Source organism: Desulfovibrio cuneatus DSM 11391, from assembly GCF_000430005.1.
Classification (GTDB): Bacteria; Desulfobacterota; Desulfovibrionia; order Desulfovibrionales; family Desulfovibrionaceae; genus Frigididesulfovibrio; species Frigididesulfovibrio cuneatus.
Genome location: NZ_AUCY01000036.1, coordinates 1 through 19193, shown reverse-complemented (window position 1 = coordinate 19193; position 19193 = coordinate 1). Strand labels below are relative to the sequence as shown.

Annotated in this window: 10 protein-coding genes; 5 read left to right on the top strand and 5 right to left on the bottom strand. The window is 57.3% G+C overall.

Going from position 1 to position 19193, the window contains the following annotated elements; genetic code table 11:
* The first annotated feature begins 133 nt into the window (after nt 1–133).
* From G497_RS19205 to G497_RS0109790, 3 genes are all read left to right on the top strand, one after another.
* Nucleotides 134–2233: a L,D-transpeptidase family protein gene (locus tag G497_RS19205; protein WP_169726994.1), complete on the top strand. Its 2100-nt coding sequence runs from the start codon at nt 134–136 to the stop codon at nt 2231–2233.
* Complete coding sequence (locus G497_RS0109795; RefSeq protein WP_027188019.1) at nt 2230–3084, top strand: hypothetical protein; 855 nt, start codon at nt 2230–2232, stop codon at nt 3082–3084. The genes G497_RS19205 and G497_RS0109795 overlap by 4 nt, the downstream gene beginning before the upstream one ends.
* Before the next feature lie 101 nt (nt 3085–3185).
* A complete protein-coding gene (locus G497_RS0109790; protein WP_027188018.1) occupies nt 3186–4877 on the top strand; it encodes a glutamine--tRNA ligase/YqeY domain fusion protein in 1692 nt (563 codons plus the stop codon).
* A 209-nt stretch (nt 4878–5086) separates the two neighbouring features.
* On the opposite strand, the gene pbpC is transcribed toward G497_RS0109790, so the two are convergent.
* From pbpC to G497_RS0109760, 5 genes are all read right to left on the bottom strand, one after another.
* Complete coding sequence (gene pbpC / locus G497_RS0109785; RefSeq protein ID WP_027188017.1) at nt 5087–7453, bottom strand: penicillin-binding protein 1C; 2367 nt, start codon at nt 7451–7453, stop codon at nt 5087–5089.
* 206 nt (nt 7454–7659) lie between these two features.
* Nucleotides 7660–13341 carry an alpha-2-macroglobulin gene (locus tag G497_RS0109780; RefSeq protein WP_027188016.1) on the bottom strand — a complete coding sequence of 1894 codons (5682 nt, stop codon included), beginning with the start codon at nt 13339–13341 and terminating at the stop codon, nt 7660–7662.
* An 839-nt stretch (nt 13342–14180) separates the two neighbouring features.
* Nucleotides 14181–14642 (bottom strand): SsrA-binding protein SmpB, encoded by a 462-nt coding sequence (gene smpB, locus G497_RS0109770; protein WP_027188015.1) that lies wholly within the window; start codon nt 14640–14642, stop codon nt 14181–14183.
* A 152-nt stretch (nt 14643–14794) separates the two neighbouring features.
* A complete protein-coding gene (gene rsmI, locus G497_RS0109765) occupies nt 14795–15637 on the bottom strand; it encodes a 16S rRNA (cytidine(1402)-2'-O)-methyltransferase (RefSeq protein ID WP_027188014.1) in 843 nt (280 codons plus the stop codon).
* Nucleotides 15579–16019: a YraN family protein gene (locus G497_RS0109760; RefSeq protein ID WP_034637446.1), complete on the bottom strand. Its 441-nt coding sequence runs from the start codon at nt 16017–16019 to the stop codon at nt 15579–15581. The genes rsmI and G497_RS0109760 overlap by 59 nt, the downstream gene beginning before the upstream one ends.
* 161 nt (nt 16020–16180) lie before the next feature.
* On the opposite strand from G497_RS0109760, the gene G497_RS0109755 reads away from it, so the two are divergent.
* Together G497_RS0109755 and G497_RS0109750 are read left to right on the top strand one after the other, a co-directional pair.
* Nucleotides 16181–16660, top strand: coding sequence for a DinB family protein (locus G497_RS0109755; protein WP_027188012.1), 480 nt, complete (start codon nt 16181–16183; stop codon nt 16658–16660).
* Between the two features lie 260 nt (nt 16661–16920).
* Nucleotides 16921–19116, top strand: a complete 2196-nt coding sequence (locus G497_RS0109750) for a CHASE2 domain-containing protein (protein ID WP_027188011.1) — start codon at nt 16921–16923, stop codon at nt 19114–19116.
* The last annotated feature ends 77 nt before the right edge of the window (nt 19117–19193 follow it).

Below are 19193 nucleotides of genomic sequence, written 5' to 3'. Positions count from 1 at the left end.
AACACCCGCAACCCTACGAGCCCTCATGAGCAATAGTGCGTTTTTTCGGCAAAGAAGGCCGTTGCATGCAGTATTCTGTTTTCCTTGCAGGTGTATGCCTTTCCCTGTGGCTGCTGCTTTTGTATGTGTGTTGTTGTCTTCACTTTTCTTGCTGTGCGCCCTGCCTCCAGTTGGCCATGCCATTTCCGAAACCGCCGCCCCAGGCATGTGGCAAGCCATTGTGGGCAGCCATTCTGCCATGCCCCCCCGCCTTATTGCTGTAGATAAAGACAAACAGCAGCTTTTCGTATTTTCCCAAAAAAATCAGTTAAGCCAAGATGGTACCTATGTGTGTACCACCGGGCAGCGCATGGGCGACAAGCAGAACCAGGGTGACCTGAAAACCCCTGAAGGTATTTATTTTGTCGTCAGCCACGTAAATTCGGGGCTGGATTACGCCAAGTATGGCAAAGAAGCCTACACCCTGAACTACCCCAACCCGGTGGACAAACTGCGGGGAAAAACAGGGTACGGTATCTGGATTCATGGGCGCGGTGAAACCATAAGCCCACTCCTTACCCAGGGGTGCGTTGCCATGAACAACGACGACCTTGGCGGGCTTGGGCAGTTTTTGCCCGCAGGCACGCCTGTGGCCTTAAGTTCCAGCTTTGCCCACACCGGCAAAGGCCTGCCGGAAGATGAAGCCACAGCGCGCCACCTGGTGGACAATGTGCAAAAGTGGGCCAAGGCCTGGGCAGACCGCTCCCCCGCTTTGTTCAGCTTTTATGATGCAGATGCCTACTCCAAAGCCCAAGGTGAGTCTTTTTCCCGTTTTCAGACACAAAAAGAACGCTTGTTTAAAATGTTACCCTGGATAAAAAACAGGGTGCACGATGTGCAGGCCCTGAAAGGGCCGGGATATTGGGTTACGTGGTTTTACCAGGATTACCAGGCCCCCAACCTGAGTACCGAAGGGGTACGCCGCCTGTATTGGCGCCAAAATGCCAAGGGGCAGTATGTTATTGTGGGTATGGAATGGTTGCCGGGGCTTTCCACCGGTTCTGCCCTGGCAGATGCGGAACCCGCCAGCCCCCCAAGCCAGCCGGAACTGAAAAGCGAAGAACAGGCCGTGCCCCTGGCAGAAGCCACCCTGGAACAGGCTGGCCCAGAAAGGGATGCTGCCCCACAAGACGCTGTGCAAGAAGGCCCGGCCCCCTTGCCTGTGCTTGCCTCAAGCACCCAACAGGTGGGGCCTGCCGCGCCGGAAGGCCCCCTTGCCAAGCCACTGCTTGCCCTGCAACTGTATGACAAAGGCCTGTTAGAACCATTTGTGCAGGCTGTACCTGTTGCCGAGCAAGCCTCCCTTATGGCGGCAATGCCTGCATCTTCCCCCGCTGCCAGCCCTGCCCTTGCACCACCAGCCATTACTGGTGCCGGGCATACCGTGGCAGCGCTTTCTTTGCCCCCTGCGTTACCTTCCCAGCGTTTGGGGGGTGCCAGTACCGTGGCCCCTGTGCTCATGGCTACAGGGCCAAGCAACACGGTTTCCGATGCAACCCATGCTGCCGCTTTGCCAGAGAAAGAATTTACCGCGCCTGCTGTTGAAGCCACTACGGCCTCTTCTGACAGTGCAACCCCGGAAGGTGAGCGCCTGGCCATAGGCATGATTCCCCAAAAGCCCGAACCAGAATCAACCGCAGCCCAACAGGATGCCCCCCCGGCCATAGAGCCTGATGGGAAGGTGGCAACCGAAGAACCCCAGCCCGTGCCGGAAGAAACTGCCCCGCAGCCAACAGCCCAGGAGGCCGGCACTGTGCGAGCAGAACGTGGGGAACGGACGACCCCTGCTGCGCAGCCTGTGGGTGAGCCTGCTGCACAAAAAGCAGAGGCCGTTAGCAGCGACGAACTGCTCATGATTTCTGTTTTTGAAACGGTGGAAGAATGGCGCGGTGCCTGGGAACAGGCCGACCTTGATTTGTACATGCAGTTTTACGACGACAACGCAGAGCAGGGTGGGCGCACTGGGGCAAAAGCTATTCGCCAGCAAAAGGATGCCTTGTGGAGAAAGTTGCGGCCTGGGAAAATTTTATTGCAAAATGTAGAAATCAGCGTCACCAAAGACAAGGCCAAAGCGGTAATGACGCAAATATACCGCGATGCTAAGGGAACAACGGATAGAGGTATTAAAACACTTGAATTCCAGCTCTCTAAGGATATGTGGTTCATTCTTCGTGAAGACTGGAGGGCACGGTGAACAAACGGGTGAAACTGAAACGGGATGTGACTTACAGCGTGTTGCTGATGCGTGACGACAGCCCGGTTCGCAGCCTGCGCATGCAGCGCAGAACCTTGCGGCTTTTATGTGTTTTCCTGCTGCTGGTTTTGGGCGTGGGGGTTGCCGGTTCACTGGTTGCTATGCGCTATATGGATAGGTACTATTCATTGCAACAAGAATTTAAGGTTACGCAGCAACAATTTACCGAGGCACGCCTGCACCTGGAGCAGTTGACCAACGTAAAAACACTGGTGGAGCAAACAGAAGGGGAAGTGGAGCCTGCACGCAACAATGAAGTGGGGGCCGAACCGCAAACCCTGGAAGCCACACCAGGGCGCAATGGGTTAACGGCCAACGCTACAGCCCTGCAACGCAACGCCAGCCTTATTGTTGGGCAGGGCAATGCTAGCGCCCCCCTGCCCACAACGGAAGCAGGAACCCTTGAACCTGCCGCCATGGCTAAAGAAGAGACTCCCTTTGCTTCTTTGCCAGAATTGACAGGTGCCCAAACGCCCATACGCATTGGTGGGTTCACCTGGAAGCCCCAGGGGGAAAACCGCCTGCGCCTGCGTTATGACCTTTCAACCCAATCTGGCAAGCAAGCCAGCGGGGTTATGCATTTTTACGGCATACGTAAAAATGGGCAAGCCGTTGCCCTTACTCTGGAAAATGAGGAAGATGCGCGGTTTACCATTTCCCGCATGAAGCCCATTGAAGCCATGGTTATGCTACCGGAAGGAAGCCCTCTTGCCAGTTTTACCGAGCTTAAAGTGCTGGTGGAACTGGAAGGTGGGGCAAAATACCAGTGGACACATCGCTTTTCCCGGTAACACTCACCAAAACTCATTGTGCACTACTCAGTTCAAAGAGCATATGCCCTGCGGTTCAATCGCAGGGCATACCATTCCCTTTGTTTGTATAAGGAAGTATCATGACAACATTACCTGAAGTACCTGCCACGACAGGGAAAGATTTTATCCGAGCCCTTATTGAGCAAGATTTGGCCACAGGCCGTAAAGGAAACACGCTGCACACGCGCTTTCCCCCGGAACCCAACGGGTATTTGCACCTTGGTCATGCCAAGTCCATTTGTCTGAACTTTGGCGTGGCCAAGGAATATAACGGGCTGTGCAACCTGCGCTTTGACGACACCAACCCCCTGAAGGAAAGCCAGGAATACGTGGATTCTATCCGCGAAGACGTACAATGGCTTGGCTTTGACTGGGCGGACAGGGAATATTACGCTTCAGACTATTTTGAAACGCTGTATGCACTGGCGGAAAAGCTTATTGGCATGGGCAAAGCCTATGTGGACAGCCTGACTGCGGAAGAAATTCGCGCCTACCGGGGCAACCTTACGGTGCCGGGCAAAGAAAGCCCCTACCGCACCCGCAGCGTGGAAGAAAACCTGGACCTGTTCCGGCGCATGCGGGCCGGAGAATTTGCCGACGGCCAGCACGTGTTGCGAGCCAAAATTGATATGGCTTCCCCCAACCTTGTGATGCGCGACCCCGCTTTGTACCGCATTCGGCGCACAACACACCACCGCACGGGCGATACATGGTGCATTTACCCCATGTACGACTATACCCACTGTATTTCCGACTCCCTGGAAGGCATAACCCATTCCTTCTGCACCCTGGAGTTTGTAAACAACCGTGCCTTGTATGACTGGGTGCTGGAAACGCTGGACCTGTACCGCTCCGAGCAAACGGAATTTGCCCGCCTCAGCATTACCCGCACCGTGCTTTCCAAGCGCAAGCTCATTCAACTGGTGGAAGAAGGCCATGTGAAAGGCTGGGACGACCCCCGCATGCCCACTCTTTCCGGTATGCGCCGCCGCGGCGTCCCGCCGGAAGCCCTGCGCGATTTTTGCGCCCGTATTGGCATTTCCCGTGCAGAAAACGAAGTGGAATTCAGCATGCTGGAATTTTGCATTCGTGAGGCGCTGAACCACACCGCCCCCCGTGGCATGGCCGTGCTGGACCCCATTAAGGTAGTGGTGGAAAACTACCCGGAAGACCAGGAAGAATGGTTTGACCTGCCCCTTGCCCCGGATGCCCCGGAAAAAGGCGTGCGCCGCGTGCCCTTTAGCCGGGAATTGTACATTGAGCGCGATGACTTTATGGAAATACCTGCTAAAAAGTTCCACCGCCTTGCCCCAGGCCAGGAAGTGCGCTTGCGTTGTGCGTATTATATCACCTGCAAAGACGTGCAAAAAGATGCCCAGGGCAACATTACGGCGCTTATTTGCACCTACGACCCGGAAAGCCGGGGCGGCGGCACGCCGGACAACCGTAAAGTGAAAGGTACGCTGCACTGGGTAAGCGCCCGCCATGCAAAACCTGTGGAAGTGCGGTTATATGACCATTTGTTCCTGCAAGATAACCCGGAAGATGTGGAAGAAGGCAAGACCTTTTTGGATGTGCTGAACCCGGATTCCCTGCGCGTAGTGACGGGGTATACCGATGCCAGCATTCTGGGCATGACCCCCGGTGAGAGGGTGCAGTTTGAACGGATTGGGTATTTTTGTGTGGATAAAGACAGCACCGATGGTACAATGGTGTTGAATAGAACGGCGACGTTGAAAGATACCTGGGCGAAGATTGTTGCCAAGTCCTAAGGGAATTGTTTCTTGATTGTGGAAGGGGGCAGGTGCAAAGAACCTGCCCTCTTTTTTTGAAGAAAGAGTGGCTGCATATGATTTTTGCGGCGTGGCGCCGCCTCGTCATTTTTCAAGTAGAGCTGCGTGAGTAAGTGCGGCGTGCCAGCGCAACCGCTTGTGGTTTTTATTTTGTTTGCCACTCCGCTAGGGTCAGGGGGCCCTCCCCCCTACTCCACCATATCTACCCGTAGCGGCATAACACTCGCCCTGCCCTGCTCGTCCACCACGCGCAGGGTGCCAGCCCCCGGCGGAGGCACCCAGGCCATGGGCTGCCCCTTGGTTGAAGCACCCAAATAGCGGTTATTATAAAACCAGTGCAGGGTGCCCGTGTCGGCATCGCCTTCTGCCATCAGGGGCAGGGCATACCGCTCCGGCTGGCGCACACTCACCCGGTACACCACCCCGGCCCGTGGCACCCGAATTTCCGGGGCCAACCCGCGTTGGTTCTGGGCATTTTCCCCGCAGCCCGGCATCCACTCCGGCGGTTCCGGCTTTACAATGCCTGCCTGTAAAAAGATACGCCGCAGGTCGGAAGGCCAGAATTCCCACACCTCTTGCCGGGTTTGTTCCCCTTCCACACAGGCCCGCAGGCCTGTTTCTGCATCCACCAAAATAGTACGGAACACCCCGCTGGAGCGAATGGGCGAAACGCCGGGAATAAACCATGTGCTGGTTTTTTCCGGGCACAGGCTTATGTCTGTATCGCCCGTGGCAGCGCACACATCCAGCTTGGTCAGGTTCAGGCCGTGGGCGTTCTGCTGCACAAGGTCGCGCAAGGGGTGCAGCCTGCCAATGCCGCGGGCGACTTCCTCAAACAGGGGCATGGCCACCTGTGAACCTATGAGCATGGGGTTGCTGCTGTTATCAAAATTCCCCGCCCACACCGCCAGCACATAGGGGCCGAACACCCCCACTGTCCAGGCATCACGAAACCCGTTAGAGGTGCCCGTTTTCAGGTACACGGGCACGGGGCCTGCCGGGCCGGGCACAGCGCGGGTGCGTTCTGCCAGCATGTCCAGGGCAAGGAAGGCCGCTTCCGGCGAAAGCAAACGCACAGGCGGGCCGGGGGCCGGGGCTGGCGTGGTTGTATACACAAGGGGGCGCAGCATGCCCTGGTTGGCAAGGCTGGCATACATGGCAACAAGCTGCTGCATGGGAATTTCTGCGCCGCCCAGCACCAGGGAAAGGCCGTAGTGCTCCTGGGAAAATGGCAGAATGGTTCCGGCCCGCTGCAAAAAATCGTACAAGTTGGGGTGCTGCAAGCGCAGGGCAAGGCTAATGGCAGGAATGTTGCGGCTGGCCTTCAAGGCCATGTGGGCAGGCAGCGGCCCCTGGAACTGTTTGTCGAAATTTTCCGGGCTGTAGGCCGTAAACCCGCGCGGGGCGTCCACCAGCAGGCTCATGGGGTGAATAAGGCCCTGCTCCGCTGCCAGGCCATAAATAAACGGCTTCAAGGTGGAACCGGGGGAACGGGCCACCCGCGTGCCATCAATTTGCCCCTGTATGGCCCCCTTGCTGAACCCGGCAGACCCCACGCTGGCGTGCACTTCCATGGTGGGCCAGTGCACCAGCAGGGCAGCGGCGTTGCGCAGGCCATAACGTTCTCCCCGCTGGGCAAAGTGCCCCAGCACCTCTTCCAGCACGCGCTGGGCCGGGGCACGCACTGTGGTGCGCAGGGTGGTGGCCTTGGGGTTTGCTGCCATAACATACTGCACCACATGGGGCGCAGCAAAAGGCAAGGCAGCAGGGCCATGCATAACCACAGGCAGGGTCAGGCTTAAGGCCGCTTCCCCCTGCGGGGCATATTCCTGCTGGTAGGCGGCGGCAAGGCGCTGGCGGGCCGCTTCATGGGCAGCCTTTTGGGCAGGGCTGCCTGTGGGCACGCGCTTGCCGGGGTTTTGGGGAATAACCGCCAGCAGCACACTTTCCCCAAGGGTTAGTTGCGCGGCGGGTTTATGAAAATATACCTGCGCCGCGGCTTCCACCCCTTCAATATTATAGCCATACGGCGCAAGGTTGAAATACGCTGCCAGCAATTCTTCCTTGCTATAGTGGGCACCAAGCCGCAAGGCCATGAACAACTGCTCCAGCTTGCCCCCCAACGTGGCGCTGGAATATACGCCCTCCGGCCCGCCCCGCAGCCGGGCCACCTGCATGGCAATGGTGGAACCGCCCATGCGCCGCCCCCCGCCAATGTAGGTGCTGTAGGCACCCCGCAACAAAGAAAACGGGTTCACCCCCGGATGCTGGTAAAAATAGCGGTCTTCATACAGCAACGTGGCGCTTACAAGGTGCGGGTTCAGCTTTTCCGACTGCATGGGCAGGCGGTACTTTTCGTCACTGGAAAGGCTAAGGCGCAGCATGGTGCCCCGTGCGTCACCCACCACCTGCGAATACGGCATGGCCACCAGCAACAAAGGCTTTGGCAACAGCCGGGGCAGTGCAAAAAAACCAAACAGCACGCACAACAAAAGACCCCCCGCACACAGCGAAAGGGCCACCAACGGACGACGACACCACCTGAAACAACGCATAATAATATAACCTAGGCTGACACTTGGGGAGGCTCTGCCTCCCCAACCCCCTCCGCCAAGGGCATTATGCCCTTGGAACCCCACATCGGCGTTCAGTTTTTCGCTAGGCGAAAAGCTGAACGCAAATGAGGGTCAAGGGGAATCATTCCCCTTGCAGGGGGTATGGGGGACGGAGTCACCCAAGTAAATTAATACTCAGCGCTTTCCTAATTAGGTGTGACCTTAATAATACCCGCCGCTGTATTGGCCCGCATGTTGCGGTTGTACAGCCCTTCGGCATAGGCCGCAGGCAGGGTAAACTGGCCCACGTTCACGGCCTGAATGGTGTAGGTGAACTCCTTTTCTTCCGGGGAAAGAGGTGTAAACACCAGCATACGGTCTTCACGCCGCTCTTGGCGTTGGGTTACAGAAGCTCCTGAAGAATAGCTGCTGTTGTCATACTCGCCTTCTCCGGCCTCGTCTTCCCCTGCACTGCCCTGGGCGTCGTCGTCACGGGGCAGCACCATTTCAAACCCGCCGGGCAGCAGGCTTATAAGTACAGCCTGGTCCAGGGGGCCACCAAGGGTGCGCGCCCGCAGGCGCACAGTCACCTTCTGGCCAAGGGGTACGGTTGCCACTGGCTTGCCTTCCGGCCCAAGGTATTCCACATGCAGTTCAAGCCCCTCAAAGGAAGCCTTTGCCGGGGGCACTTTATCAAAGCCTTCGGTGAACACCTGCCAGTAACTGCCTGCACTCCCTTCTTTGGGCAGGGCCAGGGCAAACTCGGTGCAGCCGGGAGCTTCCAGCAAGGTTACAAGGCCAGTTTGGTGCAGTGTTTGCTCTGCCCCGGAAAGGCAACGCAGCCCTGCCACCGGGGCATCCTGGCTGCCGTGCTCTGCCAGGGCCAAAATGCCGCGAATAGCCTGGGCAGCGGAAAAGCTGGCAAAGCGGTTGCCGCGCATTTCGTCCAGGGCAATGTCCAGCAGGTTTTGCACAACCGCGTTATATTCCTTTGCCCCGCCCGTAAGGCGCTGCGGGAACTGGCGGGCCAGCACAGCCGTGTGCAGGGAAGCTGCCGCCAAGGGGTCAAACAGGCCACCGGGGGCAAAGTCTGTTGCCTTGCCAGTAAACCCGCCCATGCGCTCCTCTGCCATGTTTGTGAGGTGCAACAGGCTGTAACTGCCAGCCATAAGGCTTGCAGTTACGTCTTCTTGCCAACCGGGAATATCACTTTTCAGAGCGCGCTCCAACTGCATTAAGGCTTCCGTGGTAATAAGCCCCTGGCGGGAAAGCACCCACACGCCATAGGCCTTGTTGCGTGCCTCACGCAGGTTGTGGGCGGTTTCCACTGTGCTGCGCCGCAGGGCATTAATGACACCTTCTTCCACCATGGCAGGCACGCCAAAGCCTGCTGTGCGCGCTTCCATCAAAAAGTCGGCTGCATAGGCGGTAATCAGTTCATTTGGCTCCCAGTCGCCGGGCCATTGGGCAACGCCCCGGAAGCTGGATGCCTGCTGAATGGCAGCAATAGCCTTGTTCACCAGTGTTTGCCCGCGCTTGTGCAGGGCTTCCTGGCTTTCCCCACTGCCGGAAAGCAGTTCAGGGTGCTTGAGCAAAAGAACATAGGGCATGGCCTTGCTGATGAGCTGTTCTGTGCAGCCATAAGGGTAGCTGGCAAGGTAGCGCACCAGCCCCTGCACCATGGGCAGTGGCAGGGGTGAAGCCGAAGCCTGGGCTGTGGCTTCATAGGCAAACAGCTTGCGGCCCACCGGAATGTTCATGGACTTGCCGGTGAAGCCGGAAAGCAGTTGCCCCATGCGCGGGCTGGCTGGCCGAACAGAAAGAGTGGCATTGCGCTTAGCCGTGAATTCCTGCCCGCTGTGGCTGCCGGAAGCGCGGGTCAGTATAAAGTCGGCCCCCGGCTCTGCCCCGGCAGTGGCGGTAAAGCGCACAACCTTTTCAGCGCCTTCTTCCAGGGGGAAGGTGTGGGTAAGCGGCCCGCTCAGGCTCAGGCCTGGGCCGTGTTCCAGCACAACGGAAACCTGAGCCTCCTTGCCGGAACCTTCCATGTTGTTCATTACTGCCACGCTGGCTTCAAAGATGTCGCCAGGAGCCACCACTACAGGTACTTGCGGTGTGAGAATAAGGTCGCCACGGGAAAACACAGCCCCCTGGGCGGCACCAGCCTGGGTGGCAGAAGCCCCCACAGCCATAACCCGCAGCTTGCCGTTGTAATAGTCGGGAATGGGCACAGCCACGGTGGACCCTTCCGGCCCCACAGGCACAATGCCAGACCAGAACGCCACGGGCGGTTCACTTTTACGCTTGAAGGGGTTTTGCATGGCAAAGGAACTGGCCATTAACCCGCCCCCAAAGCCAGGCAACATGCCCTGAATAAGGCGGTTGTCTGGCATGACCAGACCAAGGTTCACAAAGGTGCGTACATCCAGGCCCCTGTCCAGCAGCAAGGCCTGCAAGGGAGAAGGGGAACGGAACCCTGTAAGCTGCAATATGCCTTCATCCACCACAAACACCAGGGCATGGCCAGGGGTTTTGGCCTGCATACGCACGTTCAGGGTTTCCCCTGGGCGCAGGCGTTGCGGCACTGTGGCCTGCAAGCCAAGGTCGCGTTCCTGCATGTTGGCCTGGAACGAGGCCACAGCAAACACGTGGGGGGTAATGTACACATCGGGGGAAGCCAGGGAACGGGCAAAAGACACGTTCACATAGCCCTTGCCGGAAAAGCCCTGGGGCAGCACAATGCTTTGTACACTTTCCCCGGCTTTGGCCTGGAACCAGATATGGGCCAACACGGATTCACGTTCAATGGTAATAAGCCCGGCCCCGTCAAAGGGCACGTTTATGGCCATGCGTATGGTGTCGCCTGCATTATAGTCGCTTTTTTCCAGTTCCACCCGCAGGGTGCCCTGGTCTTGCTTGCCATCAACCCGCACGGTGTTGCCCGCCACATAATACGGCACCTGACACACAAGGGTATTGCTGGCGTCATAAAACTGCACCACGTGTTCACCGGTGCCCGTGCTGACCAGTGGGAAGCGGACTTCCGGCTTGCCTTCCAGCAGGGAAAACGCCACAGGGCTGCGGGCAATTTCCGTGTCTTGCGGCACCGATTCATTACGCAGCTTGCCGCCGTCATTCATCAGCGTGCTGATGTAGCGGCGCGAAGAGGTAACTGCCGTAAGCGGGCCGGGGTCTACCTGTTCCAGGTTACTGTTCAGGCTTACCAGTTCCAGCATGGCCTGCCTGCCCTGGGGCACAAAGCGCAGGTTGGTAAGGGTGCGGTAGCCCACCACCCGTTCCTGCTGGGAAACAAGGAAGGTGTGTTCTGTTTCCACGGCCCGGCCACCACCCGGTTCAAACCCGCGCACGTTCAGTGCCACGGCACTTACCCCCCCGGCAAAGGGGCGCAAGTCCAGGGCAAAGGCGGCTTTGCCTTCATCATTGGAAGTGGTGGCAGGCAGGGGCACTTCCCGCAGGGGCAAATTTTCCGTTTGCTGGAAAAAGGAATAACTTTCCCACCCTGGGAAGCCGAAACGCCCAGGGCTGACCGCCAGTTGCCCTTCCACCCGGCGCTGGGGCGCAGGCATGCCAAACAGGTTGGTAAGGGTAATGTTGGCGGTTACTTCATGTTCGCGCAGCCAGCCACGGGGCAGCTTTGGGGTAAAGGCTGTGGAAACGGCAAGGGTGTCTGGCAAAAATTCTTCCAGCTTTGCCATGCAGGAAGCCAGCGCTTCCTCGTCATCTCCCGGTAATTGCAGGGTAAACCAATAGTTGCCTGTGGGGGAATATTCCGCAGACTGCCAGGAAACCTCCACCAGCCCGGAGGCAGGCACGGTAACGGTTTTGTCCAGTACCGTAGCCCCGGTGGGGTCGCGTAGCACGGCCCGCAACGGCATTGCTTCCGGCAGGGCAGACCAGTCGCCTTTGCGCACCACCGCGCCAAAGTGCATGGTTTCCCCTGGGCGGAACAGCCCGCGCTGGCTGAACACATGGGCCATAAGGCTTTGCCCGGCTATGCCCGTGCGCCCGCCTGTGGCAAAGTTGCTGTAATCCACTTCCAGGCTAGTGCTGCCAAGGGGCAGGTAAGCCATGTCTTGCCCTTTGCGGGCCACCAGCACACTGGGCTGCCGTTCCGGGCTCAGGTTTTGCATAGGGGCAAGGGTGCTGTGCCCTGTGCTGTCTGTTTTGGCTTCCTGCACGGGCAGGCCGTTGGCCCCCAGCACTTCAAGGGTTACCCCTTCCATGGCGGCGCCATTGGCAAGGGAGCAGGCAAACACATCGTACCCGCCGGAAAAATTCTGCTTCAGCACAAGGCCAAGGTCGGTTACCAGCACGAAGCGGCGCTCGTCCTCCCCCCGTACAAGTTCCCCTTTTTCGTTACGCCGCATGCCCTCCAGCTTTACTTGCAGCACCCCTTTTTCCCCTCCCTGCAACAGGGGGGCAAGGTCCAGCACGCCAAATTGCGGCTTGCCTTCCTTGCTGGAAGCCAGGGGAATGGTGCCCTCTTCCATGGTGGCATACTGGTTAGCGCCATACACAGTCCAGTCCAACCCCGGGTTACTCATAGCTACTATGTTGAGAAATTCCGGGCGCATGTGGAACACCTGCCAGTTGACGCTTTCCAGCTCATACCCCACAAACCCCAGCTTTTTGTCGCTGGAAAGAGGCAGCACATGGCCTGGCTGCAAAAAGTTCAACGTGGCGTCCCGTTCCGGCACAGCAAGCACGTTGGCAGGTGTTTTGCCAAGGCTCAACCCTGCCGGGGAAGCCAGCTTGGGGTCTTTTACCACGGCAATATAGCTGCCGGGTTCCGGGGTAATGCGTAAGGGTATGGTGCTGCTTAGCTCTTCCTGCGGGGTAAGCGCTTCAAGGCGCAGCGGGGTGGCCCGTTTCAGGTCGTCGTCACTCAGCACAGGGGCCTCTGTCCAGGCCGTGGGGTTAAGGGCTTCTGCGGTGCGCAGCCGGGGCAGTTGCACCACCTGCACATACTGTAACACGTCTTTAGGGCGCATAAGCACGTTAAAGCCCAGGTTCAGGCGATATTCTTTTTGCAGTTTATCGTTGCTCACAAGCTGCAACGCAACCTCTGATGTTTCCAGAAAACCTATTTTTCCCGGCACCCGCACGCTTTCACGGGCAGCTTCCTTACGAATGGTGCGCTTGTCATTTTCCCAGCGCCACACGCCGGGCAAGCCTTTTGCCGTAAATTCCACCACCCCCGGCTGCTCCGCCAGGGAAGTGATGGGGGCAGAAACCGTAAGCGTAGTGCGTTCAGCATTCCACACCAGTTCCGGCGCACCAAGGGCAAGGCCCTTGCCCGAAGGCACCACCTGCATGGTAAAGTCTTTACCCGTAATGGCAGTGGGCACAGGGTAGGTAAAGCGCATGTCGAAGGAAACCCAGTGCGAACTGCGCGGGCTTCTGTCAATAACCAGATTGCTGTTGTCTATGCGCGCTGCCAGGGGGGGGGTGGCCACACTGGCCGTGTTGCTTGCCAGCCGAACCCTGGGGGCAAGGGTGCCTGCTTCCACAGCAACCTTGAAGCGCTCATCCGGTTGCCACGGCTGCCGGGGGGTAAAGATGAGGCGGGTTTCCCCATCCCACGCCCATTGGCCTTCACGCGGGGGGGTCATGGTTACGGTTGGCACCACACCTTCACGCATGGCAGGGGCGTTGCACACCGTGGACCACTGGTAGCCATAAGCGTCGTTGCAGGCCTTGCCATCAATATCAAATATCAGGGAAAGGGAATCTTGATGATTTTCCGGGGCAATGGCCCGCATGGTGTAAAACGTGGGCTTGGCTGCGGGCACCGCCGCAACAGCCGCCACAACACCAACACATACCAACACCAACGCCAGTGCCAAAACAGAAGTAATGCGGGCCATGAGCAACCTGCCAAGGGTAAAAATGGGATGAGACGTTCGGAAAAAACACCTGCAAACGCTTTGCTCATTCATGACCTAAAGCACGTCAATAAACAAGTACCCCAGCAAAAAATACCGTGTGCCTGTGCCATGAACTTTGCTGCCATAGCAACATATTCATCTGAAAAAAACAGACACCAAGGCTACAATATTGACACCATTGGTGCATACGCCCATAGTGCGAAAAAATTGATACTATAATTTGCAGGAGCATATATGGCCCCCCTCTTTTCACCCCACCCGCACACGGCAGAACCCACTGCCAAGCCCGGTACGGCCTACACCCCAAGCCCGGTGTTGCCCAATACAGCCCTACGCCAAAGCCTTCCCTAAAGCCGACGGCAGTCGCGAGCGTAGCGAGCCGTGTAGCGACGAGGCGGGGCGAAGGTGGCTATGCCACCGAAGCATCTAACCCCGCCGCAGGAGCGAAGAAAAGAAACGTGCAGTTTTTTTGTTTGGCAAGGCATGAGCTTTTTTTGAAGCAGGAGTGGACTCTTCCGTTCAGGGCTGTATCCCTAAAGCCGACGACAGTCGCGAGCGTAGCGAGCCGTGGAGCGAGGGCGGAGGGAACAGACAGCTACGCTGGCTGTTCATCTCTACGACGCCCGAGCGAAGAAAGGAAACGTGCAGTTTTTTTGTTTGGCAAGGCATGAGCTTTTTTTGAAGCAGGAGTGGACTCTTCTGTTCAGGGCTGTATCCCTAAAGCCGACGGCAGTCGCGAGCGTAGCGAGCCGTGGAGCGAGGGCGGAGGGAACAGACAGCTACGCTGGCTGTTCATCTCTACGACGCCCGAGCGGAAACTAGAAGCTACTCATTTCGCGCTGCGCATCCCGCAACGCCGCCGCCTGCTTCAAGGTTTCGCGGTGGTCGTGCATTTTTTTGCCGCGCCCAACGGCCAGTTCCACCTTCACCTTACCGCGGGTAAAGTGCATATTTACAGGCACAAGGCTAAGGCCCTTCTGTTCAATTTGCAGGGCAAGGCGGCCAATTTCCTTGGCATGCAGCAAAAGCTTACGGTCGCGGTCCGGGTCGTGCTGGGAATAGCCTGCGTTGGCGTATGGGGCAATGTGCAGGCCAATAAGAAAGGCCTCGCCTTCACGAAACGAAACGTAGGAATCGCGAAAGTTCACAGCACCCAGGCGGATGCTTTTCATTTCTGAACCGGTAAGCACAATACCCGCTTCCACAAACTCCAGCAGTTCAAAATAGTGACGGGCTTTTTTATTCTGGGCAATCAAGTTGGAAGGGGTTTTCTTGCTCATGGCTTCTCGCTTGGACCGGGCACCCTTTGGGCGTGCTGGCAGTGGATTGTAACGCAACTGGGGGGTTCCAAGGGCATCATGCCCTTGGCGGTGGGGTTTGGGGAGGCAGGCCTCCCCAATTAATTATACAGACTGTAAAAAACGAGTGTTCCCTAAGCGGATGGAGGTTCTTGCATCAGCCTGTACACATCCTTAGCGCTCCAGCCCATAATTTGCAACTGCACCCGCCGGGCTACCTCTTTGGGTTTGCCACCACGGGCCACTTCTTTGGCAATAAGGGCCTGCACTTCTTCTTCACTGTGGCGGCTGGCCCCAGGGCAAGGGGGGCCTAGCAGAATGGTCAGCTCCCCCAGCAGAGCGTCTGAGAGTTCAGCATAGCGGGAAAGGGGCAGGTGGATAAATTCTTCATATGTTTTGGTGAGTTCGCGGGCAATGCACAACTCCCGCTCCCCCAGCAAGGTATAGGCTGTGCCCAAAGTTTCCCCAAGGCGGTCTTTGCGTTCAAAAAAAATAAGGGTAATGGGCAGGGTGGCGTAAGGGGCAAAAAACGCTTCGCGTTCCCCTTCTTTGCGCGGGGGAAAGCCCAAAAACACAAAGGGCAGCGGGGGCAACCCACTGGCACACAGGGCTGTAACCGGGGCTGAAGGCCCAGGCACTGGCTTTACGGGTATGCCCCGTCCCCGGCAGGCCCGCACCAGGCGAAAGCCAGGGTCGGAAAGCAGGGGCGTGCCTGCGTCGGAAATAAGCGCCACCTGTTGCCCACTTTCCAGCGCTTCCAGCACGCGGGGCAGGCGTTCTTCCTCATTATGGTCGTGAAAACTGCTGAACCCGTGGTGCTTCATGCCACAGCGGGCAAAAAGCTGCCCGGCCCGGCGGGTGTCTTCTGCCAGCACAAGGGTGGCTCCTTCCAGCGTTTCTTTAGCGCGGGGGGAAAGGTCACCAGGGTTGCCAAGCGGCGTTGCCACTATCCAAAGAGTGCCCAAGGCAGATGACATCACAAAAATGCTCCAGAGTTGGTGGGGTGTTGGGGGTTTGGGTAACGCACACAAGGTCAAACCGGCAAGGCAAATGCCACAGGTTGTGGCTGGCAAGGTAGGCCTGGGCCGCACGCACCATTTTGCGCTGCTTGGCCGGGGTGAACGAAGCCAGCGGGGGAATGCCCCCACCTTGCGGCACGCTACGGGTTTTCACCTCAACAAACACCAGAGTGTCGCCTTTACGGGCCACCAGGTCAAGCTCCAGCCCCTGCTGCACCCCCTGAGGCCGCCAGTTGCATGCGCAAATGCCATAGCCCCCCTGCTCCAGCAGGGTGCGGGCAGCCGCTTCGCCTGCTTCCCCCACAAGGCCCGCTACTTTCCGGCGCTGGCGTGTGTCCATCTTCACCCTCTGATTATTTCTGCATTCAAAAGTATTGCCACCGCCCACACAGGCCTTATGTATAAAAAATATTTCTCGTTGTCCTGCTGGCTATGAACACAGCCGGGCATTCCCTGACAACTTCAATACCCTGCTTTCTTCATACCGAAAAGGAGTTTCCCATGTCAAACCCACAAATAGCCGCCCTGGCCCAGTCTTTTGAACGCGCCCACGGTTTATTCTTGCAATTTGTTGACGTATGCCCAGACGACCTGTGGGCAAGCACCTTTGGCGGCTGGCCAGTGTGGCAACAAGTGGCCCATACCTTTGGTGCCTACGACTATTTTACCCACCAGGAAGGCGACGCCCCCTTTACCCCCCTGTGCAGCAGGGAAGTGGTAGGCCTGACAGTGCAGGGCACAGAGGTTATCAGCAAGCAGGCCATTAAGGAATTTGCCACCCAGGCCAAAACCAGGGCAGACGCCTACCTTGCCCGCCTTACGCTTAATGACCTTACTAAGCGTAACGTTGGGTTTTCAAACGCAGCCGGCAAAGAACTGGACCATGCCTTTACCATTGGCTTGCTGGCTACGCACGTTTTCTACCACCTTGGCACGTGCGATGCGGGCCTGCGTGAGCGAGGACTGCCCGGCTTATACTAGGAAAATGCTGATTTATTCAGCGTGTGTTCAGCCATGCGTGGCAGAATAACCCCCTTGGAGTTTCCCTAACGCAGCGTGTTCCCTTCCAGTCTTAACCTGGCAAGGAGCACGCTGTGTGCTTTAAGCGAGCAGCCACAAAATTCACAGATAGTGCTTGCTTCCCATGAGAGCATTTCGTAGGTTGTGCATTCAGGTAAGGCACAAAAAGCCAGTATTGCCTTTTGCACCTCTTTGCCAACGCCACGTCCACAGGAAGCACTATGCCATCATTTACTTTTTTTCGCCGCTTGAAAAATCGCTGGGCCATTTTGGGCACCTGGAGCCTGGTAGTTACCGTTGCCGTAGCCGCCCTGTACATTGTGCAGCCGCGCCAAATGCGCCTGTTAGACGACAAGGCCTATGACATTCTGCTCACCATGCACAGCGGGGGCACACCTTCCCCTGTGCCAGTTATTATCGATATTGATGAAGCTTCACTGGCCCAGTTTGGACAGTGGCCATGGTCGCGGCTGCTTATGGCAAAGCTGGTGCAAAACCTTATGCAGGGCGGCACCGCTGCCGTGGGGCTTGACCTTTTGCTGGCAGAGCCAGACAACCACTCCCCTGACTACGTGATTAAGGAAATTAAGGAAAACACCGGGCTGGAAGTGGATGTAAGCGGCCTGCCCAAAGCCCTGAGCAATTATGACACCCTTTTTGCCAACTCTTTGCAGGGTGCCCCTGTTGTGCTTGGGGCGTATGCCAAATTTTCAGAAGCCAACGCTGAAGGCACCTCCATTCCCCCAGGTGTCAATTATGCCCTGCTTGAAAAGCCCAATGCTACAGATTTTCGTACCCGGCTACTTACCGCCACAGGGGGCACTTTTCCCTTGCCTGTAATGTGGGAGCAAGCCAAGGTGGGGCTTATTAACATGGCCCCTGGGCAATCCGGCGTGGTGCGCACCCTGCCCCTGCTGACAATGCTGGAAGACAAACTGCATGCCAGCTTGGGCCTGCGCACCCTGATGGTGGCCCTTGGTAAAAACACCCTGCTGCTGGGCGTGGGCGACGGCCTTGAAAGCCTGCGCATTGGCCCTTATACCATTCCTGTGCAGCCAGACGGCAGGGCATTCATTCCCTTTCGCGGGGGGAGCAAAACCTACCCGTATATAAGCGCCGCAGACGTGCTGCAAGGCACTTACCCAAAAGAGGCCCTTCAAGGCAAAATTGCGTTTGTAGGTACTTCCGCCCCTGGGTTACTAGACATTCGCGCCACCCCCCTGGACAACATTTACCCCGGGGTGGAAGTGCACGCCGCCTTTATTGATGCCGTGCTTTCCGGCCGTTCCATAATTACCCCTATGTGGGTACCGGGCGCGCAGGTGCTACTGATTGTGGTATACGGCCTGGTTTCTGCCGCAGCCTTTTGCCTTGCCCGGCCCCGCCTGTTCATTCCTGTTGGCCTTATTCTGGTGTTTCTCTCGCTCTATGGCGCACATACCCTGTTTACCAGGGGGATTTTTATTTCCCCTGTGTATACCTTGCTCATCATTGTAACCCAGGGGGGCGTGCTGCTTACCTTGCGTTTTTGGTATGAAGAGCGGCAAAAGGTTCTTTTGCGGGCCACATTCTCCCGCTATGTTTCCCCTGAAGTGGTGAAACAGATAATGCATTTTGATGGCGACCTCATGGCAGGAGAAGAGCGGGAACTGAGCATCATGTTCACGGATATTCGCCGCTTCACCTCCATTGCAGAAGGGCTGACACCGCAGCAAACAGTGCAGTTCCTGAACCGCTATTTCACCCACATGACATCCATTGTGCGCGACCATTCCGGCACCCTGGACAAGTTTATTGGCGACGCCCTTATGGCATTCTGGAATGCCCCCCTCACCGTGCCAAACCACCCTGTGCTGGCGGTGCAGACAGGCATGAATATGCTGGAGCAAATGCCCATTTTAAACAAACACATTGAAGCAGAATTTGGCCTGAATGTCGCCATGGGCATTGGCATTCATACTGGCAAAGCCTACGTGGGCAACATGGGTTCCAGCGACCTGCAAAACTATACCCTTATTGGCGACGCCGTAAACTTGACTTCCCGCCTGGAAGCATTGTGTTCTGTATATGGCACAGCCATTGTCATTAGCGGTGAAACCCGCCGGGCCTGCCACGACCTGTTCGGCTTCCAGCACCTGGACACCCTGACAGTGAAAGGCAAAAAGATGGCAGTGGATGTGTTTACCGTTATTTCCCTTGAAGAGATGAACAAGCGGGAACAAGAACTCCAGAAATGGGAACAAGCCCGCCAGTTGTATTCCCAGGGGAATTTCTCCCAGGCTTCCGTTCTTGTGGGTGCCTTGCGCCAGGCCCACCCGGATTTGCCCCTGTATACCCTGTATGCAAACCGCTTGCAGCAACTGCTGCTTGCACCCCCTAAAGACTGGAACGGGGTGTGGGTGATGCATACGAAGTAATTTTAGAGGGGAGAGGGGAAGAAGAGGAGTGTTTTTGCGGCGCAAGCGCCACACCATTCCTCTGTTCTCTTTATTTA

What these genes read in the sequence shown, in the direction of transcription:
- G497_RS0109760 (WP_034637446.1), bottom strand. Translation starts at nt 16,019, where the DNA reads ATGGACACACGCCAGCGCCGGAAAGTAGCGGGCCTTGTGGGGGAAGCA.
- G497_RS0109780 (WP_027188016.1), bottom strand. Translation starts at nt 13,341, where the DNA reads ATGGCCCGCATTACTTCTGTTTTGGCACTGGCGTTGGTGTTGGTATGT.
- rsmI (WP_027188014.1), bottom strand. Translation starts at nt 15,637, where the DNA reads ATGTCATCTGCCTTGGGCACTCTTTGGATAGTGGCAACGCCGCTTGGC.
- G497_RS0109750 (WP_027188011.1), top strand. Translation starts at nt 16,921, where the DNA reads ATGCCATCATTTACTTTTTTTCGCCGCTTGAAAAATCGCTGGGCCATT.
- smpB (WP_027188015.1), bottom strand. Translation starts at nt 14,642, where the DNA reads ATGAGCAAGAAAACCCCTTCCAACTTGATTGCCCAGAATAAAAAAGCC.
- G497_RS0109790 (WP_027188018.1), top strand. Translation starts at nt 3,186, where the DNA reads ATGACAACATTACCTGAAGTACCTGCCACGACAGGGAAAGATTTTATC.
- G497_RS0109755 (WP_027188012.1), top strand. Translation starts at nt 16,181, where the DNA reads ATGTCAAACCCACAAATAGCCGCCCTGGCCCAGTCTTTTGAACGCGCC.
- pbpC (WP_027188017.1), bottom strand. Translation starts at nt 7,453, where the DNA reads ATGCGTTGTTTCAGGTGGTGTCGTCGTCCGTTGGTGGCCCTTTCGCTG.